The organism is Pseudomonas sp. USHLN015 (genome assembly GCF_037153275.1).
In the GTDB taxonomy this organism is placed as follows: domain Bacteria; phylum Pseudomonadota; class Gammaproteobacteria; order Pseudomonadales; family Pseudomonadaceae; genus Metapseudomonas; species Metapseudomonas tohonis.
The window spans coordinates 230,582-245,872 of record NZ_JBBCKP010000008.1; the positions used below are offsets into that span (position 1 = coordinate 230,582).

General features: G+C 70.5%; 10 protein-coding genes. 2 read left to right on the forward strand and 8 right to left on the reverse strand.

Features of this window, described 5'->3' with window-relative positions:
* Positions 1-26: 26 nt before the first annotated feature.
* The 5 genes from WFQ67_RS17815 to glgA are packed head-to-tail and all read right to left on the reverse strand — an operon-like array spanning position 27 to position 8,526.
* Positions 27-350, reverse strand: a complete 324-nt coding sequence (locus WFQ67_RS17815; RefSeq protein ID WP_337057739.1) for a DUF2934 domain-containing protein — start codon at positions 348-350, stop codon at positions 27-29.
* A complete protein-coding gene (locus WFQ67_RS17820; RefSeq protein ID WP_337057740.1) occupies positions 347-3,145 on the reverse strand; it encodes a malto-oligosyltrehalose synthase in 2,799 nt (932 codons plus the stop codon). The genes WFQ67_RS17815 and WFQ67_RS17820 overlap by 4 nt, the downstream gene beginning before the upstream one ends.
* Positions 3,138-5,222: a 4-alpha-glucanotransferase gene (gene malQ, locus WFQ67_RS17825; protein WP_337057741.1), complete on the reverse strand. Its 2,085-nt coding sequence runs from the start codon at positions 5,220-5,222 to the stop codon at positions 3,138-3,140. The genes WFQ67_RS17820 and malQ overlap by 8 nt, the downstream gene beginning before the upstream one ends.
* Complete coding sequence (gene treZ, locus WFQ67_RS17830) at positions 5,219-6,985, reverse strand: malto-oligosyltrehalose trehalohydrolase (RefSeq protein WP_213630350.1); 1,767 nt, start codon at positions 6,983-6,985, stop codon at positions 5,219-5,221. Before treZ ends, malQ begins: the two co-directional genes overlap by 4 nt.
* Complete coding sequence (gene glgA / locus WFQ67_RS17835) at positions 6,985-8,526, reverse strand: glycogen synthase GlgA (RefSeq protein WP_213630352.1); 1,542 nt, start codon at positions 8,524-8,526, stop codon at positions 6,985-6,987. Before glgA ends, treZ begins: the two co-directional genes overlap by 1 nt.
* Before the next feature lie 565 nt (positions 8,527-9,091).
* Here glgA and WFQ67_RS17840 point away from each other — a divergent pair.
* Positions 9,092-9,610 (forward strand): CinA family protein, encoded by a 519-nt coding sequence (locus WFQ67_RS17840; protein ID WP_337057742.1) that lies wholly within the window; start codon positions 9,092-9,094, stop codon positions 9,608-9,610.
* A 1-nt stretch (position 9,611) separates the two neighbouring features.
* Here the strand turns inward: WFQ67_RS17840 and WFQ67_RS17845 are convergent, their stop codons facing one another.
* Positions 9,612-10,733: a mechanosensitive ion channel family protein gene (locus tag WFQ67_RS17845; protein ID WP_213630355.1), complete on the reverse strand. Its 1,122-nt coding sequence runs from the start codon at positions 10,731-10,733 to the stop codon at positions 9,612-9,614.
* Between the two features lie 255 nt (positions 10,734-10,988).
* Here WFQ67_RS17845 and WFQ67_RS17850 point away from each other — a divergent pair, with 255 nt between their 5' ends.
* Entirely contained in the window at positions 10,989-11,321 is a 333-nt protein-coding gene (locus WFQ67_RS17850; protein ID WP_213630357.1) for a four-helix bundle copper-binding protein, read from the forward strand.
* On the opposite strand, the gene WFQ67_RS17855 is transcribed toward WFQ67_RS17850, so the two are convergent.
* Together WFQ67_RS17855 and WFQ67_RS17860 are read right to left on the reverse strand one after the other, a co-directional pair.
* Positions 11,322-12,485 (reverse strand): lactonase family protein, encoded by a 1,164-nt coding sequence (locus tag WFQ67_RS17855; RefSeq protein ID WP_337057743.1) that lies wholly within the window; start codon positions 12,483-12,485, stop codon positions 11,322-11,324. It lies immediately after the preceding gene.
* A gap of 3 nt (positions 12,486-12,488) precedes the next feature.
* Positions 12,489-14,861 carry a glucose/quinate/shikimate family membrane-bound PQQ-dependent dehydrogenase gene (locus WFQ67_RS17860; protein WP_337057744.1) on the reverse strand — a complete coding sequence of 791 codons (2,373 nt, stop codon included), beginning with the start codon at positions 14,859-14,861 and terminating at the stop codon, positions 12,489-12,491.
* Positions 14,862-15,291 lie beyond the last annotated feature (430 nt).

The following is a 15,291-nucleotide window of genomic DNA, read 5'->3' on the forward strand; positions in this document are numbered from 1 at the left end:
TTTCTCCTCAAACGACTCGGTTGGGCTCAGGCTTTCGGCGCCTTGGGCGTGGCCTTGGTGGCGCGCGGCTTCTTCAGCAGTGCGGGTTTTTCTTCGGCAGGGGCCTTGGCGGCACGTGGCTTGCGCGGGGCCGGCTGGGCGGCGCGGGCCTCGGCGGGTGGGCTGGCCGGTACTTCCTTGGGCTTGCTGACCCGGCGCGGCTTGGGCGCCGGCGGGCGCTCGCCGCGGGTTTCCGACTCGGCGAGCTTGCGCGCCATTTCCCAGTGGCGGGCTTCCTGGCCCGTGGGTTTGCCCTCCGATTCCCAGATCTGGTAGGCGAATTCGCGGATGCGCTGTTCTTCTGCACTCATGGCTGTGGCTCCTGGTGAGGTCTGAAACACAAGAGGTTGACGGGGAAGTCCGCCAGCGCCTGCGCCAGGGCGATGCGCCCATCGACGGGGTGCAGCGGCGCGCTGGAGAACACGCCGGTGAGCGTGCTGTCGGCAATGGCGGCGGGCAGCACCACGCGGGTGTCGCCCCAGCGTGCTGGCGGGATGTGGGGGGTGACCGCCTCGTCCAGCAGCTCGCTGGCCAGGCGCGGCACCAGCACCACCAGGTAGTCGCCACCCTGGCTGCGGGCGAAGGCCAGGACCTGCTCGGCGTGCTCGCCCTCCACCTGCAGCGGCTGGTAGTCGCCCCGGGCGAACAGTTCGGCGCGGGCATAGCGCACCGAGAGCACGGTGGAGATCAGCCATTGCTTGATGCGGCCGTCCCGCCAGTGCTCGATCAACCGGTCCTGCTCGGCCGGTTCGGTGAGGGCGTCGACGCGGCGGGGGAAGTCCACTTCGCGGCGGTTGTCCGGGTCCACCAGGCTGAAGTCCCAGAATTCGGTGCCCTGGTAGAGGTCGGGGATGCCGGGCGTGGTCATGCGCAGCAGGCACTGGGCCAGGCCGTTGAGGGCGCCGGCGGGGGCGATGGCGTTGGCGGCGGCGGCGATGTCGATGCGCAGCTCGCGGGCGGTGTCGCGCGCCAGCAGGTCGTGCAGGAAGGTGCGGCAGGCCACTTCATAGGCGGCGTTGGGGGCGCTCCAGCTGCTTTGCAGCTTGGCCTCGCGCAGGGCCTTTTCCTGCCAGCGCAGCAGGCGCTCCAGGTAGGCCTCCAGGGCGTGGCGGTCGTCGGCATCGAGGTCCAGCGGCCAGCTGCCGAGCAGGCACTGGTAGAGCATCAGCTCGTCCGCCGCGCTGGGGGCGCCGTCGCTGTCCAGCACCGCGCGCAGGGGCGCTGCCAGGCGCCGCCAGTGCTCGCAGCGGGCGGCGAACCAGGCGGAGCGCTCGCTGAGCACGGCCAGGCGCGCGCGGTTGTCCTCGCCGCGCTTGTGGTCGTGGGTGGCGGTGGTCAGCAGGTTGCCGGGGAAGTGCTGCGAGCGCGCCAGGCACTGGGCGTGGAACTCGGCGACCGAGCCGCTGAACTGCTGCGGGTCGAAGCCCACGTCGTTGCGCGAGAGCAGCACCGCCGAGCGGTAGCAGGCGGTGTCTTCCACGGCCTTGGCGGCGGCCGGGGAGGTGAGCTGCTGGAAGCGCGCCAGGACCTTGCGCCGCTGCTTGCGCTGCGGGCCGGGCGGCACCTCGCGCAGGGGCTGGCCGCCGAGCCAGCGGTCCAGGTGCTGCAACAGCGGCTGGTCGGCCTCGCCCAGGGTGCTGCGGGCACCGGCCAGGGCCTGCTCGAAGACGCGGCGGTCCTGCTCGGAGCGGCCGCAGGCACCGGCATAGGTGCGGTACACCGGGAAATGCACGATGAGTTCCAGCAGCGCGCGGCGGATGGCGCCCAGGGTCAGGTCGCGGGTGGCGATGTCTTCGCGCGCCACCAGCAGCAGGCTTTGGGCGAGGTTTTCCAGATCGCCCGCCAGGGAGCTGGTGAGCACCAGCTGGCGTGCCTCGAGCACCTCGTCCTGGAAGCGACCGGAGCGGCCGCTGAGGGTGCTCCACAGGGCGTTGAGCTGCAGCTCGCCCAGGGGGGAGTGCTGTAGCAGGGACACCTGGTTCATGAACTCGTAGCCGGTGGTGCCGTCCACGCCCCAGTCGCCGGCCAGGCGCTCGCCCTGGCCGAGGATCTTCTCGACGTAGATCGGGAAGTGCTGGCCGAGCAGGGCGCGTGGACGCGTGGCGAGCAGCCCCTCGACGCGGCGGCGCAGGCGCCGGCAATAGCCGCGCGGGTCGGCCAGGCCATCGATGTGGTCGATGCGCAGGCCGTCCACCAGGCCCGCCGCGATCAGCTCGAAGACCTTGGCGTGGGTGGCCTCGAACACTTCGGGGCGCTCGACGCGCAGGCCGCCCAGTTCGTTGATGTCGAAGAAACGCCGCCAGTTGATGTCGTCGGCGGCGGTGCGCCAGCTGGCCAGGCGGTAGTGCTGGCGCTCGAGCAGTCGGTGCAGGCGCTCCAGGCCTTCCGGCGTGTCGGCGTGGTAGTGCTCCAGGGCGCGGGCCAGGGGCACGTCGTCCGGGGTGGCTTCGGCCAGCTGGCGGCGCAGCTCCCGCGCCTGCTGCCAGGCATCGGGCTGCCCGTCCAGGGCTTCGAAGCGCGCCGCGAGGTCCGCCAGCGACGGCTCGCAGCTGGCCCGCAGCAGTTCGCCGTAGCTGGGCGGGGTGAGGGGGAAGCGATGGTCGAAGTGCTGGGCGTAGAGGCTGCCGTCCTCGGCGTCGTAGCGCAGGGCGATCTCGCCGGCCGCCAGCACCTCGCCGTAGTCGCTGCGCAGGAAGGGCACCAGCAGCTGGCCGCGCAGCAGCGGGTCGTGGGAGCGCCACTGGATGTCGAAGAACTGCGCGTAGGGGCTGCTTTGGCCCCATTCGAGCACGTCGAGCCACCAGGGGTTGTCGTCACCGCCCACGGCCATGTGGTTGGAGACGATGTCGAGGATCAGCCCCATGCGCTGCTCGCGCAGGGCGGCGACCAGGCGCTTGAGCGCCGCCTCGCCACCCAGCTCGGGGTTGACCCGGGTGGGGTCGACCACGTCGTAGCCGTGCACGGAGCCCTTGCGCGCGGTGAGCAGCGGCGAGGCGTAGACATGGCTGATGCCCAGCCGGGCGAAGTAGTGCACCAGGGGCACGGCGTCGTCCAGGGTGAAGCCCCGGTGGAACTGCAGGCGCAGGGTGGCGCGGACTTCATTCATGGCCTTGGCCCTCCAGCTGGCGGCGGGCGTCGTCGAGGCATTGCAGGCGGCGGCTGGCACCCGGGCCGTCGAGCATGGTGGCGGCCGGTTCGCTCCAGCGTCGCCGCCAGTTGGGGTGCTGGTCGCCGGGGCCGGGCAGGTTGGGTTGCTCCTCGCTGCCCATCACGTCTTCCAGGGGCAGCAGCACCAGGGGCGCGGGGGTGCGGCCGACGAAGCCGATGCAGGCTTCCAGCTGCGCCTCGCTGTCCCTGTCGCTGTCCGGGCCGTGGCCCGGGTCGCTGGCGTAGAGCGCCGTGGTCAGGGCCAGCTTTTCCCGCGCGCGGGCCTCGCGGTCGCCGTGGCTGTGCTCGGCGCTGCGCTGGCCGGTGACCTCGCGCCACTCGATGTCGCGCCCCAGGAGCCAGCCGCGCATGCTCGGCAGGTCGTGGGTGGTGGTGGTGGCGAGGGCGTCGCGGGGCCAGCTGTGGGGCGGCAGGAAGTGGCCGTCGGCCTGCTCGAACTGCAGCACGCGCATGCCGAGGATCATCCGTTGCGCCAATGCCTCGCGCAGGCCGGCGGGTACGGTGCCGAGGTCTTCGCCGATGACCAGGGCGCGGTGGCGGAAGGACTCCAGCGACAGCAGGCGCAGCAGGTCCTGCAGCGGGTAGTTGAGGTAGGCGCCGGCCTCTGGCGGGGCGCCCTGGGGCAACACCCAGAGGCGCTTGAGGCCCATGACGTGGTCGATGCGGATGCCGCCGGCGTGGGCCAGGTTGGCCTGCAGCATTTCGATGAAGGCGCGGTAGCCATGGCGTTGCAGGCCTTCCGGGGAGAAGGCCGAGACCCCCCAGCTCTGCCCGGAACGGTTGAGGATGTCCGGTGGTGCGCCGACCGTCACCGCGGGCAGCAGTTCGGCCTGACGGGCCCAGGCCTGGCTGCCGGCACCGTCGGCGCCGACGGCGAGGTCGGCGATCAGGCCGATCTTCATCCCCGCGCCGCGGGCAGCGCTCTGCACGCGGTCCAGGCCCCGGGCGATCAGCCACTGGCAGAAGGCGTGGAAGGTGACGTCCTGCTCGTGCTCGGCGGCGAAGCGCAGCACCGCCTCGTGGTGGGGATCGCGGTACTGCTCCGGCCAGACGCGCCAATCGGTGGGCAGGCCGCTGCGGCTCATGAAGCCGTGCAGGGCCTCGAAGCGGCAGTGCTGCAGCAAGGCGTCGCCGCCGTGCTCGCGGAAGCTGGCGAAGTCGGCGCTGAAGGCGTTCTCCGGGCCGCTGAAGCCGTCGAACAGCGCGCGCAGGATGGCCTGGCGGCTGCTGGCCACGGCGGGCCAGTCGATCAGCGGCTGGGCTTCCAGGCGCGCCAGTTCGGCACCCAGGCCGCAGGCGGCGATCGCCTGTTGCATGGCGCGCTCGCCGAGGATGCAGCCGGGGGCGGCGTGCAGCACGTTGAACAGCAGGCGGCTGGAGGGCGAGTAGGGGCTGTAGCTGTGGCTGCTGGCGCTGAACATGGCGTGCACCGGGCTCAGGGCGATGGCGTCGGCGCCCTTGGCGGCGGCGCTGCGGGCCAGCTCCTCCAGCGCCTGGGTGTCGCCCAGCCCGCCGTCGCCGGGGCGGCGCAGGGAATACAGCTGCGCGGTGAGCCCCCAGATGTGCCGGCGCTGGTGGTCGCAAAGCTGGGCCACGCTCTGGCAGGCCGGCGGGGCCACGGCCAGGGTCAGCGCCTGGTCGCCGATCAGCAGGCGCTGGTAGCCGCAGGCGGCGATGGCGGGCAGGCGGCCTTCGTGGTCGAGCCGCGCGTCGACCCGGGCACCGTCTTCGAGCTGCAGCTGGAAGGGCGTGCCGGCGGCGAAATGCCGGGCCAGCGACAGCGGCTGGCCCTGGTCCAGCGTCAGCAGGGGGTCGAGGGCGGCGCTGCCGCGCTGCTGGTCGATGTGGGCGAGGCTGGCGTGGATCTGCTGCTCGCTCTGCGCCGGGTAGCCGAGGGCTTCGAGCAGCGCGCGCTGGGCCTCGGGGGCCACCTGCTGCGGGCGGCCGTCGGCGTCGGTCCAGTGGATGCTGAGGCCGGCGGCACCGGCCAGGTCGGCCAACAGGGCGTCGCTCATGCGCTGTCCTCCAGGGTCACGGCGACGCTGCGCGGCGCCAGCAGGCCCTGGCGGTAGTCGTCCAGGTCCATGCGGTTGGAGAAGATCACCCGCGCGCCGTCGTGCGGCAGCGGCGCACGTACCGGGGCGGAGGCGAGGTTGAGGTCGATACGCAGGAGGCTGCCGTCACCCAGGCGCCAGCTGGCCGATACGGCCTTTTCCTCCAGCACCCGGGTGCCGATGGCCTGGCTGCCGGGCAGGCGTGGCACCAGTTGCGCGTGGCGCAGCTCCAGCAGGCGCCGGTAATAGACGCGCCAAGCCTGCTGGCCGGGCTCGGTGCAGGTGGCGCAGTCGGGGATGGAGCCGGTGAAGGTGCCCAGGGCGTTGGGGTCGGGAATGCTGCGGCGGATCTGCTCGTCGGCGAACACCGCGAATTCGCGGAACTCGTTGCGCCGCCCGTCGCGCACCGCGCGGCCCAGCTCCTCGTTGTGCGAGGTGAAGAACAGGAAGGGTTGGCGCGAGCCCCATTCCTCGCCCATGAACAGCAGCGGGATCATCGGGCAGAGCAACAGCAGGGCGGTGGCGGCCTTGAGTTCGTCCGGCTCCGCCAGGCTGGCCAGGCGCTCGCCGAAAGCACGGTTGCCGACCTGGTCGTGGTTCTGCAGGAACAATACGAAGGCGGTCGGCGGCAGGTGCGCGCTGGATTGCCCGCGCAGGTGGCCGCGCCGGGTGGACTCGCCCTGGTAGACGAAGCCCTCGCCGAGGCAGCGCGCCAGCTTGCTGGTGGTCTCGGTGGCGAAGTCGGCGTAGTAGCCCTCGCGTTCGCCGGTGAGCAGGGCATGCAGCACGTTGTGGCCGTCGTCGTTCCACTGGGCGTCGTAGCCCTTTTCCAGCAGGTCGACGTCGTTGTCCTCGTTCTCCAGCACCAGGTGCAGGTGGCGGCCCTTGCCGGCGGCGGCGCGCAGGCGGCCGGCCATCTCCACCAGGAAGTCCTTCTCGGTGATGGCGTGCACGGCGTCGAAGCGCAGGCCGTCGACGCGGTAGTCCAGCACCCACATCAGGGCGTTCTCGCAGAAGAAGTCGCGCACCTGCACCTGGCGGAAGTCGATGGCCGGGCCCCAGGGGGTCTTGCGCTCGCAGTTGAAGAAGGCCCCGGCGTACTGGCCGAGGTAGTTGCCGTCGGGGCCGAAGTGGTTGTAGACGACGTCGATGAACACCATCAGGCCCAGGCCGTGGGCGCTGTCGATGAGCCGCTTGAGCGCCTCGGGCGGGCCGTAGGAGCTGTCCGGGGCGAAGGGCAGCACGCCGTCGTAGCCCCAGTTGCGTGCGCCGGGGAATTCCCCCAGGGGCATCAGCTCGATGGCGGTGACGCCCAGCTCCTTGAGCCCGGGCAGCAGCGCCTCGACGCGGTCGAAGCCGCCGAGCAGGCCGACGTGCAGTTCGTAGATCACCGCCTCGTGCCAGGGGCGGCCGCGCCAGTCGGCGTGGCGCCAGCGGTAGGCCTTGGGGTCGACCACCCGGCTGAAGCCGTGGGGCCCGTCCTCCTGGGCCCGCGAGGCCGGATCGGGCACGCGCAGGTGCCCGTCGATCAGGTAGCGGTAGACGGTGCCGGCGCCCAGGGGCAGGCGGCTGCAATACCAGCCTTCGCCGTGGGCGCGCAGCGGGTGGCGGCTGCCGTCGGCCAGTTCCACCTCGACGGAGCCGGCATCCGGCGCCCAGAGGGCGAAGCGTGTGGTGCCGTCTTCCTCGAGCAGCGCCCCATGGCTGCGCGTAAGGGGAAACATCAAGCCTGACCCCCTGCCTGCAGCGTCATCGAGCCGGCCTTGAGCAGCCGTTTGTAGAGGCGGTCGTAGGGCTTGACCGACTGGTGCCAGTAGAGCGGCGAGGCCATGGCCTGGCAGCGCATGGCATTGAGCAGCTCGGGGTGGCGGTAGACGTTGAGCGCACGCTGCACGGCATCCAGGTAGCTGGCGGCATCGGCCTCGCGGAACAGGAAGCCGGTGACGCCATCCTCGATGGTGTCGGCCAGGCCGCCGGTGCGCCGCGCGATGGGCAGGGAACCGAAGCGCTGGGCGTACATCTGGCTCAGGCCGCAGGGCTCGAAGCGCGAGGGCATGAGCAGGAAGTCGCTTCCGGCGAACATGCGCCGGGCATCGGTCTCGTTGAAGCCGACGTGCACGCCGATGCGGTGTGGGTGGCGCTGGGCGAGGTCCTGCATGGCCGATTCCAGGGCCGGCTCGCCACGGCCGATGATGGCCATGCGACCGCCACCGGCGACGATGGCGTCGGCGATCTCCAGGGTCAGGTCGATGCCTTTCTGCTGCACCAGGCGCGAGACCACGGCGAACAGCGGGCCGTCGCCCGGCTCCAGGTCGAAGAGCTTCTCCACGTACTCGCGGTTCTCGCGCTTGCCCTGCCAGAGCTGGGCGCTGAAGCTGGCCACCAGGTGCTCGTCGGTGCGCGGGTCCCAGCTCTCGTCGATGCCGTTGGTGATGCCGCTGAGCTGGCCCTGGTCGACACGGTGCTTGAGCATGCCTTCCAGGCCGCAGCCGAAGTCCTCGGTGGTGATCTCGTGGGCGTAGTTCTCGCTCACGGTGGTCACGTGGCTGGCGTGGGCGATGCCGGCCTTCAGGAACGACAGCTTGCCGTAGAACTCCATGCTCTCGTGGCTGCAGGCTTCCGGCGGCAGGCCCAGTTCGGGGCTGCATTGCGGATCGATCAGGCCCTGGTAGGCGAGGTTGTGGATGGTGAACACGCTGGGCGTGCTCTGCCCGCGCCAGGCCATGTACGCAGGGGCGAGGCCGGCGGGCCAGTCGTTGGCGTGGATCAGCTCCGGGCACCAGCTGAGGCAGGCGGTGCCGGCGGCCAGCTCGGCGGCGGCCAGGCCCAGGCGGGCGAAGCGGATGTGGTTGTCCGGCCAGTCGCGGCCCTCGGCGTCGCCATAGGGCGTGCCTTCGCGCTCGTAGAGTTCGGGGCAGATGATGACGTAGACGATCAGGCCGTCCTTGAGATCCATGCGGCCGATGCGGCAGGCGGGCAGGGCGGCATGCCCCGGCACCCGGCCGATCACGCGGATCGGGTTGCCGCTCTCCAGCACCTGCCGGTAGCCGGGGATGAGAACGCGAACGTCATGTCGGGAAGCCAGGGCCCTGGGCAGTGCAGCGGAAACGTCCCCCAGGCCGCCGACCTTGACCAGATCAGCGAACTCCGAGGTGACGAACAGAATTCTTTTCTTGTTGGTATGCAGGCTTTCCACATGAAGCTGGGGGCGATTGATCACGGAACTCAAACCCCCGAGCTGAGCGCTCGCTGCAGCATTTCCCATATCATCCTCCGCTATCCGAGATCCCTGATAGGGGGATGTTCATCTACGTCGCCCATGCGCGGGCCATCGTTCCTGCATTGCCCCTCGGGCGGATGCCAGTTGGAAAGATGAGTTTTGGACCGAGCATGGACGCCACATCCCCACATGAATCCTGACCAGGCGCAGCGCGGAGAAGTTTCGACTTTTTTTGCCGGCCGGCAGGCCGTCGGGGAACTTCGCCGATGAGGGTTGCCGGCAACTGAGCGCGAGGCGATTTGAATTGAGAGCCCTGCAAGATGAACACCGTGCGCACCTCTGCTCGGTGCTTCCGGCGAGTCCAGATGAACGCAGCACACCCTACGTCCGGAGTGAGCGGCGGCTGCATGCTCCGAGGTCAGATTGCGCGCGCCCTTCTAGGGAGCCAAAAGCAAAGCCACGTTCCAGCTTTCCTCGCCAGGTTTTGAGATCGGGGCGAGCCGCGTTCGGCGAATGCGCCCGTCGCCTGCGCCGGTGGATAGTGGGAACTCGGCAGCTCCGGCGCCTCCCTAAGCCTCTACACAGGCACAGACATTCCCCGGAGGCCGTCATGCAGAGCGTCGAGCAGGTTGTGAGTTTCCTCGAGAAGTACCAGCTGTCCCTGGTCACCGCCGAATCCTGCACCGGGGGGATGATGGCGTCCCTGCTGGCCGGGGTCTCCGGTTGCGGTGCGGTGCTGGATCGGGGCTATGTCGCCTATTCGCCCGAGGCCAAGCAGCAATGCCTGGGCGTGGACCCGGGCACCATCGCCCGCTACGGCCTGACCAGCGAGGAGGTGGCGCGGGAGATGGCCCTGGGCGCCCTGGATAACAGCGAGGCCAACGTGGCGCTGGCCAACACCGGGCTGGCCGAGGCCGAAGGCGAGATGGACGGCCTGGTGTGCTTCGCCTGCGCCATGCTGATGGACGGCGAGCCGTGGGTGGTCAGCGAGCAGTTGCGCTTCGATGGCGAGCGCAACCAGGTGCGCGAGGCGGCCGCCCGGCATGGCCTGCTGCAATTGCCCTATTACTACGAGCGCCTGCGCCAGGCCGTCGCCGCGAAGCTGCCCATCGAGGCGGCCGGCGGCTGACTCACACCGGCGGCTGGCGCTCCGGTTCGACGATGGGCTCCGGGTGGCGGCCCCGCAGTTCCGGCGCGGCGCTGCGGGACAGTTCGGCGCGCAGCTGCGGCAGGCAGTGCGGGTAGCGATGGGCGATGAAGTTGATCAGGTTCTCGCGCAGGTAGCAGCGCAGGTCCCAGTTGCGCGAGGAGTCGATGGAGCTGACCAGCACCCGTAGCTGGACGGCGCGCTCGCTGGCATCGACCAGTTGCAGCACGCTGACGCGACCGTCCCAGAGTTGCGGCACTTCCTTGCACAGGCGGTCCAGCTCCTGGCGCAGCGGGTCCAGCGGCATCTCGTAGTCGGCCCAGAGCACTACCGCACCAGTGATGGAGGAGCTGACCCGCGTCCAGTTCTGGAAGGGGTTCTCGATGAACCATTGCAGCGGCACCACCAGGCGGCGGTCATCCCAGATACGCACCACCACGTAGGTGCCGGTGATTTCCTCGATACGCCCCCACTCGTTCTCGACGATCACCACGTCATCCAGGCGGATGGGCTGGGTGATGGCGATCTGCAGCCCGGCGATCAGGTTGCCCAGCACCGGCTTGGCGGCGAAGCCCACCGCCAGCCCGGCGACCCCGGCCGAGGCCAGCAGGCTGGTGCCGAACTGCCGCGCGGTGGGGAAGGTCATGAGCATGGTGGCGGCGCCGAACAGCAGCACGAAGAAGCTCAGGGTGCGCACCAGCACGCGGGTCTGGGTCTGGATGCGCCGGGCGCGCAGGTTGTCGGCGATGTCCACGGGGTTGTGCAGCAGGATCACCTGCTGCACCGCATCCACCGCGCGCAGGCCGAGCCAGGTGAAGGTGCCGATGATGGCCATCGAGGTGAGCTGGCGCAGCGGGCCGATGAACAGCAGATCGTCGTCCGCAGCGCTCCACACCGTCTGCAGGCCGAGCAGCGGCAGCAGGAGGTAGAGCGGCCGGCGCACCCGCTGCAGCAGCTCGCGCAGGAACAGCACCGGCTTGGCCAGGCGGACCAGCACCCGCATGACCCCGCGTGCGACCAGGCTCAGGCCCAGCGTCACCACCAGGGCCGTGAGCAGGACCCTGAGTTCCGGCAGCGGCAGGTAGGGCAGCCATTGTTCGAGCATGAAGAACCTCCGGGATCGCGATGACCCTGTTAGTGACCCGGTGCCTGGCGATGGGTTCGGGTGGATGTTCAGGCGGCCATGGCACGCTTGTAGGTTGGCGCCGAGCGCAGCGAGGCACAACGGAGCGGGGCTCGGCTCTGCTGCGTTGGGCTTCGTACCTCAGCCCAACCTACGGCTGGTCACGCCTGCGAAATGACCTGAACCGCCGCGCCATGGTGGGGCCGAAGTAGATGAGCCCGCTGGATGGAGATGCCCATGAATGCCGAGATCCAAGCCTGTGCCGAAGCCTGTCTGGTGTGCGCCAGCGAATGCGCGCAGTGCGTCACCGAGAGCCGCCTGGACGAGTCCGGCGAGGACCTGGGGCGCTGCATCGAGTTGAGCCGCGAATGCGCCGACAGCTGCCTGCTGATGCAGGAGCTGGTGGAGCGGCAAAGCGCCCAGGTGATCGGATTCGGCCTGTTCTGCGCGAGCCTGTGCAGGCTGTGCGCGGCAGAGTGCCAGCGCCACGACCTGGCGCACTGCCAGCGGCTGGCCCAGGTCTGCGAGGAGTGCGCGAGGCAGTGCCAGGGCCTGTCCCTGGCCGCCTGATCAGGGCACGAAGCGCAGGGCGCTGGGGGCGGGGGTGCTGATTGCCTGCACCTGCTCCACCAGCAGGCCGCTCTGCGGATCACGGGCGAATACCGCCACGCTGTCGCTCTTCTGGTTGGCCACCAGCAGGAAGCGCCCGTCCGGGGCGAAGGTGAATTCGCGAGGCTCCTCGCCACCGCTGGCATGCCGCTGCACTTCGCTGAGGCTGCCGTCGGCGGGGCTCACCGCATAGACCACGATCTGGTTCTCCACCCCTCGGCGGGCGACGTAGAGGAAGCGTCCGTCCGGCGACAGGTGGATGGCGCCCAGGCGGCGGTCGCCCTCGGCGTTGGCGCCGGGCGGGTCGAGGTCCACCAGGCCCTGCTGCTCCAGCCTGGCCTCGTCGCGGCCGAGGATGGCGATCTGGTTGGACAGCTCGAGGGTCAGGTAGGCGCGCGTGCCGCTTTCGTCGAACGCCAGGTGGCGTGGGCCGCTGCCCTTGGGCAGGGCGAAGGCGCCGGGCCTGGCGGCCTGCAGCGGCTTTTTCGGTTTTTCCCCGTCGTAGCGGTAGGCATAGACCTTGTCGGCGCCCAGGTCGGTGACGAAGAGGTAGCCGCCGGCCGGCACCGCCGCGTGCATGTGCGAGGAGCCCTGGCGCTGCGAGCCGCGCCGGGAAAAGCTCTGGCGCACCTGCTGGGCCACGGCGCCCAGGGTGCCGTGGGCCGTGACCGGGATCACCGCGAGGCTGCCTCCGGGCGTGGGCCGGGTGCCGTAGTGGGCGACGAAGAGGAAGCGCCCGTCTTCGCTGAGGCTGGCATGGGTCGGCTCGGCACCCCGGGTCGCGACCTGGCTGAGCGGCGTGAGGCTGCGCTCGGCGCCCCCGCCGATGGCGAAGCTGCTGACCTGGCCGGCCGGGTCGCGCCCCTGGGGTGGGTTCTCGTTGGTGGCGAACAGCTGGCTGCCGTCCGCCGAGAGCACCAGCCACGAGGGGTTGGCGCTGGGCAGGGTCTGCAGCGGCCGTTCCGTCAGCCGGCCCCGGGCGCCGTCGAAGGCGAAGCGCTGGATACCGGGGCAGGCCTCGCCGGTACAGCCCACCAGCAGCTGGGTGGTGTCGGCGGGTGGGCGCCCGGCGCATCCGGCGAGCAGGGTCAGGGTGCAGAAGAGCAGTGGGGCGTTACGCGGCATCGATCATTCCTTGGGCAGGGCGAAGGCCAGGACATGGTCGCCCTGGCGGGTGTGCAGTGAGCCGTGGCCACCGGCGACGATCAGCACGTACTGGCGACCGTCCTTGCCGGTGTAGCTCATGGGCGTGGCCTGGCCGCCGGCCGGCAGGCGGCCTTCCCAGAGCTGCTCGCCAGTGCGCACGTCATAGGCGCGCAGGTACTGGTCGAGCGTGCCGGCGAGGAAGGCGACGCCGCCTCCGGTGATCACGCTGCCACCCAGGCTGGGCACGCCCATGGGCAGCGGGATGGGAATCGGCGAGCTGTCGCGCACCGTGCCGTTCTTGTGTTTCCAGGCGACGTTCATGGTGGTCAGGTCCAGGGCCGCGACGTAGCCCCAGGGCGGCGACTGGCAGGGCAGGCCGAGGGGCGAGAGCAGCGGCGAGAGCAGGGCGCCGTAGGGCGCGCCCTTGTTCGGCTGTACGCCTTCGATCTCGCTCTTGCGCGCAGGTTCATCGGCGGCGTTGCCTTCGGGGATCAGTTTCGAGGTGAAGGCCATGTAGCTGGGGTTGAGGAAGGCGATCTGGCGCACCGGGTCGACGGCGATGCCGCCCCAGTCGAAGACCCCGAAATTGCCGGGATAGACCAGGCTGCCCTGCTCGGAGGGCGGGGTGTAGATGCCCTCGTAGCGCAACGAGCGGAAAGCGATGCGGCAGAGCATCTGGTCGACCGGCGTGCCGCCCCACATGTCGCGTTCCTGCAGGGGCGGGGGCATCAGGTTGAGGGCCGACATGGGCTGGGTCGGCGCGGTGAAGTCGCCCTTGGCGGCGCCCTGGGGCACGGGGGTTTCCTTCACCGGGACGATGGGCTCGCCGGTGCGCCGGTCGAGCACGTAGAGGCTGCCCTGCTTGGTGGAGGCGATCAGCGCCGGGCGCGGGGCATCGCCGGCCTTCTGCGGCGGCAGGTCGACCAGGGTGGGCTGGCCGCCGACGTCCATGTCCCAGAGGTCGTGGTGGGTCATCTGGAAGGTCCAGCGCACCTTGCCGGTGGCGATCTCCAGGGCGGTGACGCCGGCGCTGTATGTCTCCGAGGCGGGGGTACGGCGGCCGCCCCACTGGTCCGGGGTCTGGTTGCCCATGGGCAGGTAGAGCAGGCCGAGCTGCTCGTCCAGGCTCATCACCGACCACATGTTCGGCGAGTTGCGGGTGTAGGTGCGGCCCTCGGCCAGCGGGGCGGTGTCGTCGGGGTTGCCGGCATCCCAGTTCCACACCAGGTGGCCGTCGCGCACGTCGTAGGCGCGGATCACGCCCGAGGGCTCGTCCTCGGAGAGGTTGTCGGTGACATGGCCGCCGATGATCACCAGGTCGCGGCTGACGCCGGGCGGCGAGGTGGAGTAGTAGCCACCCGGGGTGAAGCTGCCGATGCCGCGCGTGAGGTCGATGGAGCCCTTGTCGCCGAACGCCTCGCAGGGCTTGCCGTCATCGGCGTCCAGGGCCATCAGGCGGGTGTCGGCGGTGGGCAGGAACAGGCGCCGCTCGCAGCGCTTGCCGTCGCTGGGGGTGTCTTGCTGGTGGTAGGCGACGCCACGGCAGGTCATGTGCGCCCAGCCCTTGAAGCTGTCGGCGTGCTGTGTGCTGATCTTCGGGTCGAAGCGCCAGATCTCGCGGCCGCTGTCCGGGTCCAGGGCGATCACCTGGCTGTGCGGGGTGCACACGTAGAGCATGCCGTTGGCCTTGAGCGGGGTGTTCTCGGCGGTGGTCTCCTGCGGGTCGTCGGGGCCGGGCAGATCGCCCGTGCGGTAGCTCCAGGCCAACTCCAGCTTGTGGACGTTCTCCGGGGTGATCTGCGCCAGGGGCGAGTAGCGGTCGCCGGCATTGCTGCGCCCGTAGGCCTGCCAGTCGCCTTCGGGCATGGGTGGCTCGCCGGCGGCGGGCGCGGGGTCGGCCCGGCTGATCTCGCCTTCCTGGCGGTGCGGTTCGGTGAACTGGCTGAGCAGCGCCACGGCGCCGGCCAGCAGCACCGCCACCAGCAGCGCGCCACCGTTGGCCGGCGAGGTGCCGCCGGCCAGGCCGCGCCGCGTCCAGGGCAGCAACAGCAGCACGCCGAGGCCGAACCATAGGGCCAGGCGCGGGACCAGTTGCCACCAGTCCAGGCCGACTTCCCAGAGGGCCCAGGCGGTGGAGGCGATGAGCATCGCGGCGAACACCAGCAGCGCCGAGCCGAGGCCGTACCACAGCAGGAAGCCGGTCAGCAGCAAGGCCCCTCCGGTCAGCGGGTAGTACCAGGAGCCGCCGACCCAGACCAGGCGGATGCCGCCGATCAGCAGGGCGAGGCCGATCAGCGACAGGAGCAGGGCGAGCAGGCGGGCGAGGGGGGAAGGGCGGGCGCCGAGGGTGGCCATGGGGGTCCTCCGGGGTGGGGCTTTGCGGTTGCGGTCGGGGGGCTCGGCACACGCGGATGGCGCGGCGCCGCTGAAGAGATCGAACCCCGGTGCGGGGAATAGTTCAGGGCCACGGGCGCGACGGAGGGCCCGGAGCCGGGGTGGATGGCACTTCGTCATCATTCCGTCATGTGAATCGGGTGAGCTATGCGCCTCTCATCATCCTGCTGGCGTTCGGGCTGGAGGCACGGTCTTGGAAGCGGGCTCACCCGCACGGTCGCTATCGCATCCCGCGTCGCCGCGTCGGCCTGGCCGTCGCGCGGGAAGCGCAGCCGCCCCGACCCACCCAGCGGACTGCCGAGCGCCCCCTGCGCCGAGCCCCCGAAAATTTCCTGAACCGACCCCGCCCACGTCCCTCTGAACCTCTGTGACTCCCATTCCCGGTGAGCAA